The 17,143-nt window shown below is 68.9% G+C and carries 16 protein-coding genes; 9 read left to right on the top strand and 7 right to left on the bottom strand.

Features of this window, described 5'->3' with window-relative positions:
* Positions 1-7: 7 nt before the first annotated feature.
* The 5 genes from phoR to HW532_RS13230 all read right to left on the bottom strand — a co-directional run bounded on the left by phoR (position 8) and on the right by HW532_RS13230 (position 5,616).
* The gene (gene phoR / locus HW532_RS13250) at positions 8-1,438 is read right to left on the bottom strand and encodes a phosphate regulon sensor histidine kinase PhoR (protein ID WP_246478951.1); all 1,431 of its coding nucleotides are present in this window, start codon (positions 1,436-1,438) and stop codon (positions 8-10) included.
* A gap of 169 nt (positions 1,439-1,607) precedes the next feature.
* A complete protein-coding gene (locus HW532_RS13245) occupies positions 1,608-2,264 on the bottom strand; it encodes a ChrR family anti-sigma-E factor (protein ID WP_213160931.1) in 657 nt (218 codons plus the stop codon).
* Positions 2,261-2,806: a sigma-70 family RNA polymerase sigma factor gene (locus HW532_RS13240; RefSeq protein WP_213160930.1), complete on the bottom strand. Its 546-nt coding sequence runs from the start codon at positions 2,804-2,806 to the stop codon at positions 2,261-2,263. Before HW532_RS13240 ends, HW532_RS13245 begins: the two co-directional genes overlap by 4 nt.
* 192 nt (positions 2,807-2,998) lie before the next feature.
* A complete protein-coding gene (locus HW532_RS13235) occupies positions 2,999-4,585 on the bottom strand; it encodes a cisplatin damage response ATP-dependent DNA ligase (protein WP_213160929.1) in 1,587 nt (528 codons plus the stop codon).
* A gap of 14 nt (positions 4,586-4,599) precedes the next feature.
* Entirely contained in the window at positions 4,600-5,616 is a 1,017-nt protein-coding gene (locus HW532_RS13230; protein WP_246478949.1) for a ligase-associated DNA damage response exonuclease, read from the bottom strand.
* A gap of 264 nt (positions 5,617-5,880) precedes the next feature.
* Between HW532_RS13230 and HW532_RS13225 the strand changes: the two genes are divergently transcribed.
* The 8 genes from HW532_RS13225 to HW532_RS13190 all read left to right on the top strand — a co-directional run bounded on the left by HW532_RS13225 (position 5,881) and on the right by HW532_RS13190 (position 15,127).
* Positions 5,881-7,044 carry a transporter substrate-binding domain-containing protein gene (locus HW532_RS13225; protein ID WP_213160928.1) on the top strand — a complete coding sequence of 388 codons (1,164 nt, stop codon included), beginning with the start codon at positions 5,881-5,883 and terminating at the stop codon, positions 7,042-7,044.
* Complete coding sequence (locus tag HW532_RS13220; protein ID WP_213160927.1) at positions 7,041-7,688, top strand: ANTAR domain-containing response regulator; 648 nt, start codon at positions 7,041-7,043, stop codon at positions 7,686-7,688. Before HW532_RS13225 ends, HW532_RS13220 begins: the two co-directional genes overlap by 4 nt.
* Positions 7,676-8,524: an ABC transporter permease gene (locus HW532_RS13215; protein ID WP_213160926.1), complete on the top strand. Its 849-nt coding sequence runs from the start codon at positions 7,676-7,678 to the stop codon at positions 8,522-8,524. Before HW532_RS13220 ends, HW532_RS13215 begins: the two co-directional genes overlap by 13 nt.
* A gap of 222 nt (positions 8,525-8,746) precedes the next feature.
* Positions 8,747-9,667 (top strand): ABC transporter permease, encoded by a 921-nt coding sequence (locus HW532_RS13210; RefSeq protein WP_213160925.1) that lies wholly within the window; start codon positions 8,747-8,749, stop codon positions 9,665-9,667.
* Between the two features lie 47 nt (positions 9,668-9,714).
* Positions 9,715-11,340, top strand: a complete 1,626-nt coding sequence (locus HW532_RS13205) for an ABC transporter substrate-binding protein (RefSeq protein ID WP_213160924.1) — start codon at positions 9,715-9,717, stop codon at positions 11,338-11,340.
* Positions 11,341-11,342: 2 nt separating this feature from the next.
* The gene (locus HW532_RS13200) at positions 11,343-12,287 is read left to right on the top strand and encodes an acetamidase/formamidase family protein (protein WP_213160923.1); all 945 of its coding nucleotides are present in this window, start codon (positions 11,343-11,345) and stop codon (positions 12,285-12,287) included.
* A 261-nt stretch (positions 12,288-12,548) separates the two neighbouring features.
* On the top strand, positions 12,549-14,342 hold the full coding sequence (locus HW532_RS13195; protein ID WP_213160922.1) for an ABC transporter ATP-binding protein: 1,794 nt from the start codon (positions 12,549-12,551) through the stop codon (positions 14,340-14,342).
* Positions 14,343-14,440: 98 nt separating this feature from the next.
* Positions 14,441-15,127 (top strand): sulfate transporter family protein, encoded by a 687-nt coding sequence (locus HW532_RS13190; protein WP_213160921.1) that lies wholly within the window; start codon positions 14,441-14,443, stop codon positions 15,125-15,127.
* Between the two features lie 58 nt (positions 15,128-15,185).
* Here HW532_RS13190 and nth read toward each other — a convergent pair whose 3' ends face one another.
* Positions 15,186-15,836, bottom strand: coding sequence for an endonuclease III (nth, locus tag HW532_RS13185; RefSeq protein WP_213160920.1), 651 nt, complete (start codon positions 15,834-15,836; stop codon positions 15,186-15,188).
* 121 nt (positions 15,837-15,957) lie between these two features.
* Between nth and HW532_RS13180 the strand changes: the two genes are divergently transcribed.
* A complete protein-coding gene (locus tag HW532_RS13180; protein ID WP_213160919.1) occupies positions 15,958-16,446 on the top strand; it encodes a DUF2244 domain-containing protein in 489 nt (162 codons plus the stop codon).
* Positions 16,447-16,480: 34 nt separating this feature from the next.
* Here the strand turns inward: HW532_RS13180 and HW532_RS13175 are convergent, their stop codons facing one another.
* Positions 16,481-17,101, bottom strand: coding sequence for a 2,3-bisphosphoglycerate-dependent phosphoglycerate mutase (locus tag HW532_RS13175; protein WP_213160918.1), 621 nt, complete (start codon positions 17,099-17,101; stop codon positions 16,481-16,483).
* Positions 17,102-17,143: the final 42 nt, after the last annotated feature.

Below are 17,143 nucleotides of genomic sequence, written 5' to 3'. Positions count from 1 at the left end.
TTGTTTTTTATTGATTAATCTTGGCTTTCGGCCGGTTGTTCGGCGCCTTGTGCTCCGGCTGTGCAACACTGTCGGGGGCAGCCAGCGGCAGACGTGCGGTAAACACGCTGCCGACCCCGACCTCGCTCTTCACGACAAGCTTGCCGCGATGGCGGTTGAGGATGTGCTTCACAATGGCAAGGCCGAGCCCCGTGCCGCCCTTGGACCGGCTGTCCTGGACGTTCACCCTGTAGAACCGCTCCGTCAGCCGGGGAATGTGCTCTGCCGGTATGCCCGGCCCGTGGTCGCGCACCGACAGCGAGACGGTGCTCTCGCCGCGCGCCGTTCCGGAGGTTTCCGCGAAGATCTCGATGCGTCCGCCGGAGCCGGCATATTTGATCGCGTTCTCGATGAGGTTCTGGAACACCTGGACGAGCTCGTCGCGGTCTCCCTTCACGAAGACCTCCCCGTCCGACAGGCTCAGCTCCAGCGTCGCGCCGCGCTCGCGCGCAAGCGGTTCCAGGAACTCCACCACATGGCGCACGGCCTTGCCGAGATCGACCGTGTCGGTCGGGCGCAGATGCACATTGAGCTCGATGCGGCTGAGCGAGAGCAGATCGTCGATCAGCCGGGACATGCGCTCCGCCTGCGCGCGCATGAGCTCCAGAAACTGCGCGCGCGCCTTCGCATCGTCCCGGGCCGCGCCCTGCAGCGTCTCGATGAAGCCGAGCACGGAGGCGAGCGGGGTTCTGAGCTCATGGCTCGCATTGGCCACGAAATCGGCGCGCATCCGCTCCACCTGATGCTGGCGGGTGAGATCGCGCAGAAGCAGCAGGAGCGCGGGCGAGCCGAGCGTTCCGCCGCGTGCGGGCGGCGCCTTGGGGATGGCCGCGACGAAGGCCTCGAACCGGCGCTCCACGGGCACGCGGCGCTCATAGTCGACACGCTGGGCCTCGCCGGTCTCCGACACCTGCTCCACCGCCTCCAGTATGGCGGGCGCGCGGATCGCGGCGGAAATGTGCTGGCCCGTCGGATCGACCTCGAAGGCGGAGACGGCATGCTCGTTGCACAGGATCACGATGCCGTGGGCGTCGAGCACCATGAAGGGATCGGGCAGGGTCGCCGCCACAGCGCTCAGAAGCTGGGAGGCCTCCTCGCGGCCACCGGCGGTGGCGGCGAGCTGGGCCAGGGTGCTGTGGCGTTCCGCGAGCGCGTCCGCCTCGCCCACCTGCGTCCCGGTGTCTGGAGGCCGTGCGAAGCGCAAGGCGACGAGGCGCAGCACGACGAGCACGCTCGCCGCGCCGACCGCAGCCCAGGCCGGCATGAGACCGGCGGCGACCAGCATGGCGAACAGGGCCACGACAAGCGCGGCATAGGCCCACTCCGCCCGGGGCCACGCCTGAATGCGTCCCCATGGTCCGCCGGACCGTTCCGGCCCCTTCTGGTCGGTCGTTGCCATGTCTCGAATCGCGTCCGCACCTCAATCGGCCAATAAGTCACGACGAAGCATAACAGAATGACGACAGTGCCGGAGAATTCTCCGGGCGTTTGTGACAGCCCGCATCCCGTTGCCGTACACTCCGATATTGGCGCTGTCCGGGTGTTTCGGCCCCGGCGCTCTCCACGCCCTAGACGCCGAGAAGCGGGCGCAGGAGGCGTAACAGGGGATTGCCGAACCGCAGCCGGCCCTCGGTCGCAACGAGGCAGATGCAGTCCTCGCCCGGCTCCACCACAGGCGCGTGCTCGGCATCCTCGCCGAGCTCGGCCACGTCGCCCATGGCGAACCGGCCGAAGGCGTCGCGATAGGCTCCGCGCAGGACCACCGTGATCTCGGCGCCCTCATGGCCGTGGGCCGGCATGCGGGTGCCCGCAACGCCCCTGACCAGCAGGAGCCGGCCGGACGCGTTGGCGGATAGCGGTAGCGCGTGCACCGCGACCCCCCGGCCGCGGCGGTGCCAGCGCAGATGGTCGAGCGGCGCGCCGAGACGGCTGGCGAGCGGATAGGGCAGGCCGAGCCCGTCGCTGTCGACGCCGCTCGGCTCCGTCCGCACCCCTACGCCCGCGTCGAGCCTGCCCATCGCGCGGGCGAGCGCGTCGTCGCGCAGCGGCGTCTCCTCCATACTGTCCAGGAGCGCACCGCCGATGGCCTCGCCCACGCGCACCACGCGACGGCACGCGCCGCACCAGGCGAGATGCGAGGCGACGGCGACGGCCAGCGGCTCGTCCAGCGTGCCGGCCGCATAGGCGACGACCGTCGCCTCCTCCGGATGGTGGCCGATCCTCACCTGCTGTCCTCCATGTACTCTGCGAGCGATGCGCGAAGCTTGCGGTAGGCCAGGCGCATGCGCGACTTCACGGTACCGAGCGGCAGGGCGAGCCGCGCCGCGATCTCGGCCTGCGTCAGCCCGTCGAGAAAGGCCAGGCCCATGATCCGGCGCTGACCGTCCGGCAGGGCGTCGAGGGCGCCGCGAACCCGCATCTCCATTTCGCCCTCCATGAGGCGCGCTTCGCCGTCGGGCTCGTCGGCGGCCCCGTCATGGTCGTCGATATCGGCGAACCGGACCGGTGGCTGGCGGCGCAGGCGGTCGATGGCGCGATTGCGCGCGATGGTGAAGATCCATGCGGCGACGGAGCCGCGCGCCGGCACATACCTGTCCGCCTTCGCCCAGACCGCGAGCATGACCTCCTGAACCAGTTCCTCCGCCGTCTCGGCATCGGCGCCCCGGCGCAGCATGTAGCTCTTCAGCCTCGGGCCGAAATGGCGGAACAGGACCGCGAAGGCGTCGCGGTCGCGCCCTGTGGCCACGCGCGACAGCAAGTCCGCCATGGCGGGCTCGACATCGCTGCGACCGGCCTGTCTTGCCGGGTCTGTCATCGCTGTGACCGCATTTGCCGTATCGCCCCCCTTTCCCGCGTCCGGTGCGGGCCGGGTGAGGATGGATCACCGGGGGCTCTTCAGGTCTTCGAGCTTACTCCTCACGCAGGGGCCCGCGCAACGGATCGGGTGCGGCCGGCCGCCCTATCGCTGAACGAGGGTCTCGAGCGTCTCCAGCCGGTCGGCCTCCTCGGCCGGCTTGTCCCAGCGAATGCGGTGGATGCGGGGGAAACGCATGGCGAGCCCCGATTTGTGCCGGCTGGAGGGATGCACGGAATCGAAGGCCACCTCGAGCACGAGGCCGGGCTTCACCGCACGGACCGGGCCGTAGCGCTCCACCGTGTTGGCGCGGACGAACCGGTCGATCTCGAGAAGCTCCTCGTCGGTGAAACCCGAATAGGCCTTGCCGACGGGCACGAGTTCGCGCGCGCCGTCCGCCCCCTCGCGCCAGGCCCCGAACGTGTAGTCGGAATAGTAGGAGGAGCGCTTGCCGGAGCCGCGCTGGGCGTAGAGGAGCACCACGTCGAGGGTGAGCGGCGCGCGCTTCCATTTGTACCAGTGCCCCTTGGGACGGCCGGCGAGATAGGGGCTTGCGCGGCGCTTGAGCATCAGCCCCTCTATGCCGTTCGCCCGCGCATCGCGCCAGTGCGCCTCCAGCTCGGCGAAATCGTCGAAGCCGATGAGGCCGGAGAGGTCGCTGGCGCCCGGCCCCTCGCGGCCATGCCAGTCCTCCAGCCTTGCGCGCCGCAGCTCCAGCGCGAGCGGGCGCAAATCCTCGTCATCGGCGATCAGGATATCGTAGAGCCGGATATGGGCCGGGTAGCGCTGGACCGTCGCGGCCGTGACGGTCTTGCGGTTGAGCCGCTGCTGGAGCTCGTTGAAGGGCGCGACCTCGCCGTCCCTCATCACCAGCAGCTCGCCGTCGAGCACCGCCCGGCGTCCGCGAAAGGCGAGCGTCACATCCGGAAAGCTGTGGGAGATGTCGTCGCCGGCACGCGAATAGAGCCGCACCGCATCATCACGGGCGACGACCTGGACGCGGATGCCGTCCCATTTCCATTCCGCAAGGAAATCGGCCGGATCGAGGCGCGCCCAGTCGTCGTCCTCCACCGGATGGGCGAGCATGAGCGGGCGGAAGACGGGGCGGGTGCCCGGATCGGGTCTGTCCGCGCGCCCGTCGAGCCAGGCGAAGAGATCCTCGTAGGGCGCCTCCAGCGCGTGCCAGAGCTCCTCGATCTCGGCGACCTCCACCCCGCCATGGCGGGCGACGGCGGTGCGCGCGAGCCGGGCGGAAACGCCCACGCGCAGCGCACCCGTCAGGAGCTTCAGGAGCGCGAAGCGGCCCTTGGCGTCGAGCCGGTCGAGCCAGCCCTCCACGAGCCCCGGAAGGGCCGCCTTCTCCGCTGTCCGGATCGTCTCGATCACCTCCGACAGGCGCGGCGCCGCGCCGGCCTGCCCGCCATCCGGCCACAGAAGCGCGACCGTCTCCGCGGTATCGCCCACATAGTCGCGCGACAGCCTGTAGAGCTCCGGGTCGACCCGCGGTTCCAGGAGTTCGGCGAGGATGCGCCGCGTCGGCACCCGGAAGGAGAGCGCGCCGGTCAGCACCGCCAGCGCCCAGCCACGCTCGGGATCGGGCGTGTCGGCGAAATAGCGCTCGATCAGCGCCAGCTTGCCGTTGCGCGCGGGCGTGAAGGCGAGGCGGTCGAGGAGCTCGGCGAAGGCTTTCATGGGCGGTCGACCTCCTACTCGTCCTCGTCCTCGAAGCCGACGAGGGCGAGCGCGCGGGCGCGCCGGCCGGTGCCGTTCAGATAGTGGCAGAGCGCATCGTCGCGGCCATGGGTGACCCAGATCTCCTCCGCCCCGGTCTCCTCGATGGTCGCCACGAGCTCCGGCCAGTCGGCATGGTCGGACACGACGAGCGGCAGCTCCACGCCGCGCTGCCGGGCCCGGCCGCGCACCCGCATCCAGCCGGAGGCGAAGGCGCTCAGCGGATCGGCAAGGCGACGCGACCAGCGGTCGGCAAGCGCGGAGGGCGGGGCGATGACGAGCTCTCCGGCAAGCGCGGCGCGGTCGGCATCGCTCGCGGAATGCAGCTCGCCGAGCGCGATGCCGCGATCCCGGTAGAAGGCGCACAGCGCCTGGAGCGCACCGTGGAGCCATATTGGCCGGTCGTAGCCCTGCGCGCGCATCAGCGCGATCATGCGCTGGCACTTGCCGAGCCCGTAGGCGCCGAGCAGGACGGTCCGCTCCGGATTGGCCGCGACCGCGGCGATCAGCCGGGCGGCCTCCGCCTCCGCCGGCTCGTGGCGGAAGACCGGAAGGGCGAAGGTCGCCTCGGTGACGAACAGGTCGCACGCCACGGGCTCGAAGGGCGCGCAGGTCGGATCGGCCGCGCGCTTGTAGTCGCCGGAGACGACGGCGCGCGTGCCCTGCCAGTCGAGCACCACCTGGGCGCTGCCGAGAATATGGCCCGCCGGAACGAGCGTGACGCCCACCCCGTTGATGTCGATCGCCTCGCCATAGGCCAGCGGTTGCAGGCTGCCGCCCGCCTCCTCGCCATAGCGTATGCGCATGATGTCGAGCGTCTCGGGCGTGGCGAGCACGGCGCGGTTGCGCGGGCGGGCATGGTCGCCATGGCCATGGGTGACGACGGCGCGCGCGACGGGGCGGTGCGGGTCGATATGGAAGTCGCCGGGGGCGCAATAGAGCCCCTTCTCGGTCGGATGGAGCCAGCGCTCCGGTCGCATTGCTTGTGCCATGGCTTGCTCGGGTCGGGCAACGGACCGATGCCGTTCCCCTCATGCGAACACATAGTGACCGCGGAGTTGACAAGGAAGTGTCACATGTTGAAACATGAACGTCGACATTCGACCAGCAATGGACGTTCAGGCAATGGAGCCTCACCGCCAGCCCCTCCCGGCGCTCGGCGTGTGGGGTTTTTTGCGTTTTGAGGGCTTCGGTTCCGAGGCAGGGCAGCATCGCGCCTGTCCGGGGCCGGTGCCTTCCGGAGGGGATGACGGCTCATGCCGCTGACCGTACCGGTCGGCCTGCTCTACTCGGTGGACGGGCCCTATAGCGTGATCGGACGCGACTGCCTCGACGGCGCGCTGATGGCCGTCGACGAGGTGAACGACGCGGGCGGGCCCGTGCGCCTCGAGCCCCACGCGATGAACCCGGCGGGCTCCATCGAGTCCTATCACCGCATGAGCGAGGCCATGCTGCGCGAGCATGGCTGCCGCCACATCGTCGGCACCATCACCTCCATCGCGCGCAAGGAGGTCATCCCGATCATCGAGAAGCACGATGCGCTTCTGTGGTATGTCTGCCCCTATGAGGGCTTCGAGTGCTGCGAGAACGTGATCTATGCGGGCGCGAGCCCCAACCAGCACATCGTGCCGCTGTTCCGCCACGTCGTTCCGCGCTTCGGCCGGCGCGCCGTCCTCGTCGGCTCCAACTATGTCTGGGGGTGGGAGACCAACAGGATCGCGCGCGAGATCCTCAATGCCTGCGGCGGCGAGGTGCTCGGCGAGCGCTACCTGCCGATGGGCGCGACCGACGTGGAGCGCATGATCTCGGAGATCGAGGCCGACCCGCCGGATTTCATCCTGAACAACCTAATCGGCCCGTCGAGCTATGCCTTCTTCGCGGCCTATGAGGCGCTCGCCCGCCGCGACCGCCGCTTCGGGCCGGACCGGGTTCCCATCGTGAGCTGCAATCTGACGGAATGCGAGCTCGCCGCCGTGGGGCCCGCCGGGATCGGCCACTATTCCACCGCGATCTATTTCGAGAGCATTGACGGCGCGGAGAACGCCGCCTTCCGCGCAAGGCTGCGCGAGCGTATCGGCCCCGACCGCCCGGTCTCCGCCTTCGTCGTCATGGCCTACAGCGCGGTGCGAATGCTCGCAGAGGCGATCGCGGAGGCCGGCACCGACGAGATCGACCCGGTCCGCCGCATCCTGCACGCGCGCGCCTTCGCCGCTCCGCCCGGCGCGCTGGAGGTGGACCCGCGCACCAACCACATCGCGCATCGCCCGCATATCGGCCGCATCGCCGGCAACGGGCAGTTCGAGGTGGTCGAGAGCAGCCCCGCACCGCTTGCCGCCGACCCCTATCTGGTCGACTTCGACGCCACCGCGCTGGCCCGCGCCATGGGCGGCGGACGGCCCAGCCTGAGGGTGGTGCAATGACCGGCGCCTATCGCACCCCCAATTTCCGCGGCTGGCGCGTCGCGATCCTGCACCGCGAGGATGCCAATGCCGCCCGGCTCGAGCGCCAGCTCGCCCGGCTCGGTATCGTGTGCGTGCGCTCATGGCCCGCGCTCGACCTTGCCGACGGGCCGTTCGACGCGGTGTTCTTCGACGGCGATGCGGGCTTCGACGGCCAGTTCCCATGGGCGAACGAGGACCCGCCGATCCCGATGATCGCCATTGTCGGCTCGGAGGCGCCGGGCCGGCTCGAATGGGCGCTCGCGCAGGGAGCGAGGGCGCATATCGTCAAGCCGGTCTCCTCCAGCGGCGTGTTCTCCGCGCTGGTGCTCGCCTCCGCCCTGCTGGAACGCCACCGCCGGCAGGCCCGCCGGATCGCGGATCTGGAGAAGCGACTGAGCGGCCGGCCGCAGGTGATCGACGCCGTCATCGCCGTCATGGCGGCCTGCGGCGTCGACCAGGACACCGCCTTCGCGCGCATCCGGTCGGCCGCCATGAGCCGGCGACAGACGGTGGAGGCCTTCTGCGCCGCAAGGCCCCCGCCGACATCGCCCACCGCATCGCGCGCGACGCGCCCAGGCGGCAAACGGGATGAGGACGGGATGAGGGCGACATGGCGATCCTGAGACAGCTCGCCCGGCGCAAGCTCGCCCTGTTCGGGCTGGCGGTCATCGCGGTGGTCGTCGGCGCCGCCTTCGCCGCGCCGTGGATCGTCGCCTATTCGCCGAACGAGCAGCTCTTCGACGGGCTCACGCTGGAGGGCGCGCCGCTGCCGCCGGACGGGCGCTTCTGGTTCGGCACGGATCTCCTCGGCCGCGACCTCTTCTCGCGCATCGTCTATGGCGCGCGCACCTCGCTCATCATCGGCATCGTCGCCAATGGCGCGGCGGTTCTGATCGGCGCCGTGGTGGGCGTGACGGCAGGCTTCCTGCGCGGCTTCGTCGGGGCGGCGCTGATGCGCTTCACCGATCTCATGATGGCGTTTCCCGCCCTGCTGCTCGCCATCGTGCTCGCCGCCATCTTCAGCCCGAGCCTGTGGATCGTGGCGCTGGTCATCGCCATGGTGAACTGGGTGCAGGTCGCCCGCGTCATCTATACCGAGACCACCTCGATCACCGAACGCGACTTCGTGACCGCGGAGCGGAGCCTCGGCGCGACGCCGCCGCGCATCCTCATGCGCCACGTCCTGCCGCATCTCGTCTCCACAATGGTGGTGTGGGGCACGCTCGGCATCGCGACCACGGTGCTGCTCGAGGCGACGCTCAGCTATCTGGGCGTGGGCGTCCAGCCGCCGACGCCGAGCTGGGGCAATATCATCTTCGAGAACCAGACCTATTTCGCCACCGCCCCCTGGCTCGTCTTCGTGCCCGGCATCGCCATCGTCATGCTGGCGCTCGCCTTCAACCTGGTCGGCGACGCCCTGCGCGACATCCTCGACCCGACGCAAAAGGGGCGGTTCTGAGATGCGTGACACGGCTGTCGCATATTGCGGGCTCACACCCCCTCACCCTCCCATCGCTTACGCGACGGGCCCCTCCCTCTCCCGCAAGGGGAGAGGAGAAAACTCCGGACTGCGCCCCAAGCGAACCCTCTCCCCTCGCGGGAGAGGGTGGCGCCGAAGGCGCCGGGTGAGGGGGTGTGAGCCCGCAATATGCGACACCCCTGCCCGGCGGGGACGGTCGCCATGGTAGCCTATCTCATACGCCGGCTCGTGCAGGCCGTGCTCATCCTGATCGGGGTGAGCTTCGTGACCTTCGTGCTGCTCTATCTCGTACCCGCCGATCCCGCCCGCCAGATCGCGGGGCGGAGCGCGACGGCGGCGACGGTGGAGAGCATCCGCGAGCAGCTCGGCCTCAACCTGCCCTTCTACGAGCAGTACTGGCGCTATTTCGTGAATCTGATCCAGGGCGATTTCGGACGTTCCTACATCCAGAAATCGCAGGTCGGCGAGCTGATCGCCGCGCGCCTGCCGCCGACCCTCCTCCTCATGGCGGCGGCGATCTGCGCGGAGCTCGTCTTCGGGCTGACCATGGGCGTGATCGCCGCGGCGAACCGGCGCCGGATCGGCGACAACCTCCTGATGATCGTCTCCTTCGTCGGTGTGTCGGCGCCGCAATTCGTGGTCGGCATCCTGCTGCTCTATCTCTTCGCGGTGAAGCTCGGCTGGTTCCCCATCGGGGGCTACGGCACGGCGGCCCATATCGTCCTGCCGGCCCTGTCCCTCGGTTTCCTCGGGGCGGGCTGGTATTCGCGCATGATGCGCTCCTCCATGCTCGACGTGCTGGAGCAGGACTATGTGCGCACCGCGCGCGCCAAGGGGGCCGGGCGCTGGCGCGTCATCGTCGCCCATGCCGTGCCCAACGCGCTCCTGCCCGTGATCGCCATGATCGGCATCGATATCGGGCTCTTCATGAGCGGCATCGTGGTGGTGGAATCCGTCTTCGGCTGGCCGGGCATCGGCCAGCTCGCCTGGCAGGCCATCCAGCGCGTCGACATTCCGGTCATCATGGGCGTGACCGTCGTGTCGGCCACGGCCATCGTTCTCGGCAACCTTCTTGCCGATCTCGTGGCGCCCTTCATCGATCCGAGGATCAAGCTGAGATGACGGGCGTCTTTTCACCTCGACCCTGCGTGAACCCTGGGAGGGAGACCATGCGCAAGATACTGACATCCGCTCTGGCCGGCGCCGCATTGGCGGCGATGGCCGCGACCGTCTCGTGGGCTGAAGAGCCCCATATGGGCGGCACCATGACGGTGACCTACAAGGACGACGTCTCGACCCTCGATCCGGCCATCGGCTATGACTGGCAGAACTGGTCGATGATCAAGAGCCTGTTCGACGGGCTCATGGACTACAGGCCCGGCACAACCGAGCTCGTCCCCGACCTCGCGGAGGGCTACGAGATCTCCGGCGACGGAAAGACCTATACCTTCACGCTGCGGCAGGGCGTCAAGTTCCACAATGGCCGCGAGATGACGGCCGACGACGTCAAATACTCGCTCGAGCGTGTCATCGATCCGAAGACGCAGAGCCCCGGCGCCGGGTTCTTCGGCGCCATCGAGGGCTTCGAGGCGCTCAATTCCGGCGAGGCCGACACGCTCTCCGGTGTCGAGGCGGTCGACGATTATACGGTGCGCATCACGCTTTCGCGCCCCGACGCGACCTTCCTGCATGTCATGGCGCTCAACTTCGCCCATGTGGTGCCGAAGGAGGCGGTCGAGGAATGGGGCCAGGACTTCGGCAAGCATCCCGTCGGGACCGGCGCCTACAGCATGGAGGAGTGGACGCTCGGCCAGCGTGTCGTCTTCGCGCGCAACGAGGACTACTACAAGGAGGGTGTGCCGCGGCTCGACAAGATCGTGTTCGAGGTCGGCCAGGAGCCCATCGTCGCGCTGCTGAGGCTCGAGCGCGGCGAGACGGATATCGCCGGCGACGGCATTCCGCCGGCGAAGTTCCTCCAGGTCACCAAGGACCCGAAATACGAGGGCATGATCGTGGAAGGCGACCAGCTCCATACGGGCTATGTCACCATGAACGTCGCCATGAAGCCCTTCGACGACGTGCGCGTGCGCAAGGCCGTCAACATGGCGATCAACAAGGACCGGATCGTGCGCATCATCAATGGCCGCGCCGCGCCGGCCAACCAGCCGCTGCCGCCGCTCATGCCCGGTTACGCGGAGGACTATGAGGGCATCCCCTACGATCCCGACGGCGCGAAGGCGCTGCTGGCGGAGGCGGGCTACGGGGACGGCTTCGAGACGGAGCTCTTCGTCGCCAACACCGACCCGCAGCCGCGCATCGCCCAGGCGATCCAGCAGGATCTGGCCCAGATCGGCATCAAGGCGCAGATCAAGGCGCTCGCCCAGGCGAATGTGATCGCGGCGGGCGGCGAGAAGGACCAGGCGCCCATGATCTGGTCGGGCGGCATGGCCTGGATCGCCGACTTCCCCGACCCGTCCAATTTCTACGGGCCGATCCTGGGTTGCGGCGGCGCCGTGCCGGGCGGCTGGAACTGGTCGTGGTACTGCAACGAGGAGCTCGACAAGCGCGCGGTGGCCGCCGACGCCATGGTCGACACGGCCAAGCAGGACGAGCGCATCGCGGAATGGCGCGACATCTTCGTGGCCATCCAGGAGGAGGCGCCCTGGGCGCCGATCTTCAACGAGAAGCGCTACACGATCCGCTCCAAGCGCCTTGGCGGACCCGACGCGATCTTCGTCGATCCCGTCCACATTCCCGTCCACTACGACTACGTCTACATCAAGGAAGACCAGTAACCATGTGCCAGGCCGCCGAACACACCATTCACGGCGCGCATCATCATTTCGGGTGGGATCGTTCGATCCCGCCCGTCATGACCGTCGCGCCGGGGACCACGCTCGAATTCGAGTGCATCGACGCGTCCGGCGGCCAGCTGACCCCGGACTCCACCGTCGCGGACGTGCCCGGGCTCGACTTCGGCAAGATCAACCCCGTGACCGGGCCGATCTTCGTCGACGGCGCGCAGCCCGGCGACGCGCTCAAGGTCACCATTCACGAATACAAGCCCTCCGGCTTCGGCTGGACGGCCAATATTCCGGGCTTCGGGCTGCTCGCCGACCAGTTCCCGGACCCCGCGCTCCATATCTGGAGCTATGACAAGGTGTCCATGGCGCCGGCGGCCTACGGGCCGGGCGGGCGCGTGCCGCTCAAGCCCTTCGCCGGCACCATCGGGCTCGCCCCGGCCGAGCCGGGGCTACACTCCGTCGTGCCGCCCCGGCGCATGGGCGGCAATATGGATATCCGCGACCTGGCGGCGGGGACCGAGCTCTATCTGCCCGTCGAGGTCGCCGGCGCGCTGTTCTCCATCGGCGACACGCATGCCGCCCAGGGCGACGGCGAGGTGTGCGGCACCGCCATCGAGAGCCCGATGCACACCGTCTTGACGCTCGACATCGTGCGCGGCGCCGATCTCGCCATGCCGCGCTTCACCACGCCCGGCCCCGTCTCGCGCCATCTCGACGAGAAGGGCTACGAGGTGACGACGGGCATCGGCGAGGACCTGATGGAGGGCGCGCGCACCGCGCTCTCCCAGATGGTGGAGCTTCTCGCCGCACGCCACGGCATGACGCCGGTCGAGGCCTACATGCTGTGCTCGGTCTGCGGGGACTTGCGCATTTCCGAGATCGTCGACCAGCCGAACTGGGCGGTCTCCTTCTATTTCCCGCGCATCGTGCTGGACTAGGGGATGGAGTGTCATGAGATCGAACCACCCTTCCCCAGGCGGGAGGGCTATCGCATATGTCTGGCTCACACCCCCTCACCCGGCGCGCTTCGCGGCGCCACCCTCTCCCGCGAGGGGAGAGGGTCCGCTTGGGCCATCCGCTTTCCCTTTTCCTTCTCCCCTCGCGGGAGAGGGAGGGGCCCATCGCGCAAGCGATGGGAGGATGAGGGGGTCAGGCCGATCTGGTCGCAATAGGCTTGGCTTTAGGACAGCGGGAGCGCCATGACCGCTTCGGGCGATATCGTTCTCGACGTGCGCGGGCTCTCCGCCGAGGCGCGCTCGGAGGAAGGCGGCAAGGTCATTCTCGACGACGTCTCCTTCTCCGTGCGCGCCGGCGAAACCCTGTGCATCGCCGGCGAGTCGGGATCGGGCAAGTCGATCACCTCGCTGTCGCTCATGCGCCTGCTTCCGGGCTCGGTGCGCGTGACGGGCGGCGAGGCGCTGCTTGCCGGGCGCGACCTTCTCGCCCTGTCGGAACGCGAGATGCGGCGCGTGCGCGGCGACGAGATCGCGATGATCTTCCAGGAGCCCATGACCTCGCTCAACCCGGTCATGACCGTGGGCCGGCAGCTCACGGAAGCCTTGCGCATGCATCGCGACATGCCGGCGAGGGCGGCGCGCGCGAGGGCGCTGGAGATGCTGGAGGCGGTGCGCCTGTCGGAGCCGTCGCGCCGCCTCGCCCAGTATCCCCACGAGCTCTCCGGCGGCATGCGCCAGCGGGTGATGATCGCCATGGCGCTGTCGTGCAATCCGAAGGTGCTGATCGCCGACGAGCCCACCACCGCGCTCGACGTGACGGTGCAGGCCCAGATCCTCTCGCTCATGAACGACCTCAAGAGCGAGTTCGGCACCGCCGTCGTGCTCATCACCCACGATATGGGCGTGGTGGCGGAGATGGCCGACCATGTGCTGGTGATGAACCGGGGCCGGGTGGTGGAGACGGGCGACGTCTTCTCGATCTTCTCCGAGCCCCGCGATCCCTATACGCGGGGGCTGCTCGCCGCCGTGCCCCGGCTCGGCAGCCTCGCCGACCGGGATGGCCCGCGCGTACGCGGCGCGCCGCGCGCGACACCGCCGGCCCCCGCCCCCGAAGGCGCCCCCGTGGTGAGCGTGCGCGACCTCACCGTGCGCTTCGACATTCACGGCGGGCTGCTTCAGCGCCCCATCCGGCGCGTCCATGCGGTGGAGGGCATCTCCTTCGACATCAGGCCCGGCGAGACGCTGTCGCTCGTCGGCGAGTCGGGCTGCGGCAAGTCGACTACCGGAAAGGCGCTGCTCAATCTCGTGCCGTGGTCGGGAGCCGTGGAGATCGCGGGCCACAGGACGGCCGGGCTCGACGACCGCGCCATGCGGCCCGTGCGGCGCGACATCCAGATGATCTTCCAAGACCCCTTCGCCTCGCTCGATCCGCGCATGACGGTGGGCGACCTCGTCGCCGAGCCCCTCGTCATCCACGATCTGGCCCGCGGCGCGGAGATCGACGAGCGCGTCGCCTGGCTGTTCGAGCGCGTCGGGCTGGAGCCCCAGCACCGCACGCGCCATCCGCACGAATTCTCCGGCGGCCAGCGCCAGCGCATCTGCATCGCCCGGGCCCTGAGCGTGGGGCCGAAGGTGATCGTCGCCGACGAATCCGTCTCCGCCCTCGACGTCTCCGTGCAGGCGCAGGTTCTGGAGCTCATGCAGGAGCTGCAGGCCGAGCTCGGCATCGCCTATCTCTTCATCTCCCACGACATGGCCGTGGTGGAGGAGGTGAGCCACCGCGTCGCGGTCATGTATTTCGGCCAGATCGTGGAGATCGGCCCGCGCCGCGCCGTCTTCACCGACCCCTGCCATGCCTATACCCAGCGCCTCCTCGAGGCGGTGCCGATTGCCGACCCCAGGAGACGGCGCGGGGATCTCTCCAGCCTTTCCGGCGAGGTCCCGACACCGATCCGCCCGCTCGACTTCAGTCCCCACCATGTGACCTTGAACGACCGTGGCGGCGGCCATTTCGCGGCCGACGCCATGCCGTCGTGAACGTCCGCACGGCTTGAAGGGACCGCGCGCAGCCTATAAATGCTCTGCGCACCCCTGTTCCACCTGGACGGACAATCCGAGCGAACCCGCCGTCAGCCATGATCCCAGCCGCCCTCAAGACCCTGTCCCAGATGTTCTCCCCGCCCTTCCGCGCCGTGCTGTGGAAGTCGCTCGGGCTGACGCTCGCCCTGTTCGTGGCGCTGTGGGTGGTGGTCCAGCTCATCGTGAGCGGACTGACGCTCACCCCCTGGCCGTGGGTCGATACCGCCATCGATGTGCTGACCGGGCTCGGCCTCATCGTCCTGATGGTGGTGCTCATCGCGCCCGTGGCCGCGATGTTCGCAGGGCTCTTCCTCGACGAGATCGCGGAACGGGTGGAGCGGGTGCACTATCCCGCCGACCCGCCGGGCCGGGATCTGCCCGTGTGGCCCGCCATCGCGACCGGCCTGCAGTTCGCCGCGGTGGTTCTCGCCGTCAACCTGCTCGTCCTGCCGACCTTCCTGTTCGGCATCGGCGTCATCGCCATGCTGCTCGCCAACGCCTATCTGCTCGGCCGGGAGTTCTTCGAGATGGCCGCCATGCGCCATATGCGCGTGCGCGAGGCGAAGCAACTGCGCAAGGACAATGCCGCGCGCGTCTTCGCCGCCGGGCTCATCCCCGCCGCGCTCGCCCTCCTGCCGCTCGCCAACCTGCTTCTGCCGCTGTTCGCGACCGCCTATATGGTGCACATCTACAAGCGGGTCGGCCAAACGCCTCGTCATTCCCGCGAAAGCGGGAATCCATAAGCCGGATCAGCGTAGCTGGATCCCCGCTTTCGCGGGGATGACGAGCAGAATTTACTGTCTATACCGTCTTCTCGGGATAGCGGCAGATATCGCGGATCAGGCAGGCGAGGCAGTCGGGCTTGCGGGCCTTGCAGACATAGCGGCCATGCAGGATGAGCCAGTGATGGGCGTGGACCTTGTAGCGGTTGGGCACGAGCTTCATGAGCTTTCCCTCGACCTCGGCCGGCGTGCGCCCCGGCGCGAGGCCGGTGCGGTTCGACAGGCGGAAGAGATGGGTGTCGACGGCGATGGTCGGTTCCCCGAAGGCGGTGTTTAGCACCACATTCGCCGTCTTGCGCCCGACGCCGGGCAGGCTCTCGAGCGCCTCGCGGTCGTGCGGGACCTCGCCGCCGAAGCGCTCGATCAGGTCGCGGGAGAGCTGGATGACGTTCTTCGCCTTGTTCCGGTAGAGGCCGATCGTCTTGATCGCCTCGCGCAGCCGCTCCTCGCCGAGCGCCACCATCTTCTCCGGCGTGTCGACCGTCTCAAACAGCGGCGTGGTCGCCTTGTTGACGCCCTCGTCCGTCGCCTGGGCCGACAGCACCACCGCGACGAGCAGGGTGAAGACATTGGTGTAATGGAGCTCGCCGCGCGGGTCGGGATCGGCCCTCTCGAACCGGGCGAACATCTCCTCGATCTCGGCACGAGACAGTCTGGACAGGCGTGGCATGGGGCGTGGCTGTTCTCTCGGGCGGGTGGGCCGGTCTGTGGACGACATAAGGGCGCAAGTGAGCCCGCCCCGTCAATCGCCTGTTGAGCGGGGAGGGGCATCCTGCCCTATAATGGCGATCATGACAGCCGCCGACACCGCCGCCACAGACACCGTCCGCTTCTCCGCGGTGCTCACGCCGCACCGGTCGCTGAGCCCGCGCGCCTTCCTCGTCGTGATGGCGCTGCTCGCCATTGCGAGCTTTGCCGCCGGCATCACCTTCCTCATGATGGGCGCCTGGCCGGTCTTCGGCTATTTCGGGCTCGACGTCGCGCTCGTCTACTGGGCGTTCCGGCGCAATTTCGCCGATGCCCGGCTGTTTGAGAGCGTCGCCCTGACCGAGCGCGAGCTGGTGGTGCGCCGCGTGGCGCGCAACGCCGAGCCGAAGGAGTGGCGCTTCATTCCCTATTGGGTGCGCGTGGAGCTGGAGGAGAACGAGGCGCTGGAGACCTGCGGCCCGCTCTATCTCACCTCGCACGGTCGCAGGCTGCAGATCGGCGCCTTCCTGTCCCCGGACGAGCGCCGCAGCTTCGCCACCGCGCTCAGCCGGGCGCTCAGCCGCGCCACCTGACGGCGGGCGCCCATCCCCGCATGGCGCGGGGTCCTCAGGCCGACAGCACCTCGTGCTCGACGACCTTGCCCGCGGCGTCGAGCCGGTAGACGATGGGTACGCCGGTCGCCAGCTCGCGCTTGACGATCTCCTCGCCCGACATGCCCTCCAGCTCCATGATGAGCGCGCGCAGCGAATTGCCGTGTGCGGCCACGAGCACCCGGTCATTGGCCTCGATGCGCGGCCGGATCGCGGCGCGGAAATAGGGCAGGACGCGCGCCGCCGTATCCTTCAGGCTCTCGCCGCCCGGCGGCGGCACGTCGAAAGAGCGCCGCCAGACATGGACCTGCTCCTCGCCCCAGCGCGCGCGCGCATCGTCCTTGTTGAGGCCGGTGAGATCGCCATAGTCGCGCTCGTTGAGCGCCTCGTCGCGGACGATCTCCAGATCGGTCTGGCCGAGCTCCTCCAGGATGAGCGACAGCGTGTGCTGGGCGCGGGTCAGAACGCTGGTGAAGGCAACATCGAAGGCGAGCCCCCGGGCCTTCAGCGCGCGGCCCGCGCGGCGGGCCTCCTCGACCCCCTTCTCGGTCAGGTCCGGGTCCTTCCAGCCGGTGAACAGGTTCTTCAGGTTCCACTCGCTCTGCCCGTGACGCACGAGTACGAGAAGACGGTCCATGAACGACATCCTCCTTGAGATGTGATGGGCGGTGTGGGAGGC

The sequence above is a fragment of the Kaustia mangrovi genome, from assembly GCF_015482775.1.
GTDB classification, from domain to species: domain Bacteria; phylum Pseudomonadota; class Alphaproteobacteria; order Rhizobiales; family Im1; genus Kaustia; species Kaustia mangrovi.
The sequence above is the reverse complement of the archived record's forward strand: the minus strand, read 5'-3'. Positions and strand labels throughout refer to the sequence as shown.

Excerpts from the sequence above, each read along its gene's own strand:
- phoR (WP_246478951.1), bottom strand. The coding sequence starts at position 1,438 with ATGGCAACGACCGACCAGAAGGGGCCGGAACGGTCCGGCGGACCATGG.
- HW532_RS13240 (WP_213160930.1), bottom strand. The coding sequence starts at position 2,806 with ATGGCGGACTTGCTGTCGCGCGTGGCCACAGGGCGCGACCGCGACGCC.
- HW532_RS13235 (WP_213160929.1), bottom strand. The coding sequence starts at position 4,585 with ATGAAAGCCTTCGCCGAGCTCCTCGACCGCCTCGCCTTCACGCCCGCG.
- HW532_RS13230 (WP_246478949.1), bottom strand. The coding sequence starts at position 5,616 with ATGGCACAAGCAATGCGACCGGAGCGCTGGCTCCATCCGACCGAGAAG.
- HW532_RS13225 (WP_213160928.1), top strand. The coding sequence starts at position 5,881 with ATGCCGCTGACCGTACCGGTCGGCCTGCTCTACTCGGTGGACGGGCCC.
- HW532_RS13220 (WP_213160927.1), top strand. The coding sequence starts at position 7,041 with ATGACCGGCGCCTATCGCACCCCCAATTTCCGCGGCTGGCGCGTCGCG.
- HW532_RS13215 (WP_213160926.1), top strand. The coding sequence starts at position 7,676 with ATGGCGATCCTGAGACAGCTCGCCCGGCGCAAGCTCGCCCTGTTCGGG.
- HW532_RS13210 (WP_213160925.1), top strand. The coding sequence starts at position 8,747 with ATGGTAGCCTATCTCATACGCCGGCTCGTGCAGGCCGTGCTCATCCTG.
- HW532_RS13205 (WP_213160924.1), top strand. The coding sequence starts at position 9,715 with ATGCGCAAGATACTGACATCCGCTCTGGCCGGCGCCGCATTGGCGGCG.
- HW532_RS13200 (WP_213160923.1), top strand. The coding sequence starts at position 11,343 with ATGTGCCAGGCCGCCGAACACACCATTCACGGCGCGCATCATCATTTC.
- HW532_RS13195 (WP_213160922.1), top strand. The coding sequence starts at position 12,549 with ATGACCGCTTCGGGCGATATCGTTCTCGACGTGCGCGGGCTCTCCGCC.
- HW532_RS13190 (WP_213160921.1), top strand. The coding sequence starts at position 14,441 with ATGATCCCAGCCGCCCTCAAGACCCTGTCCCAGATGTTCTCCCCGCCC.
- nth (WP_213160920.1), bottom strand. The coding sequence starts at position 15,836 with ATGCCACGCCTGTCCAGACTGTCTCGTGCCGAGATCGAGGAGATGTTC.
- HW532_RS13180 (WP_213160919.1), top strand. The coding sequence starts at position 15,958 with ATGACAGCCGCCGACACCGCCGCCACAGACACCGTCCGCTTCTCCGCG.
- HW532_RS13175 (WP_213160918.1), bottom strand. The coding sequence starts at position 17,101 with ATGGACCGTCTTCTCGTACTCGTGCGTCACGGGCAGAGCGAGTGGAAC.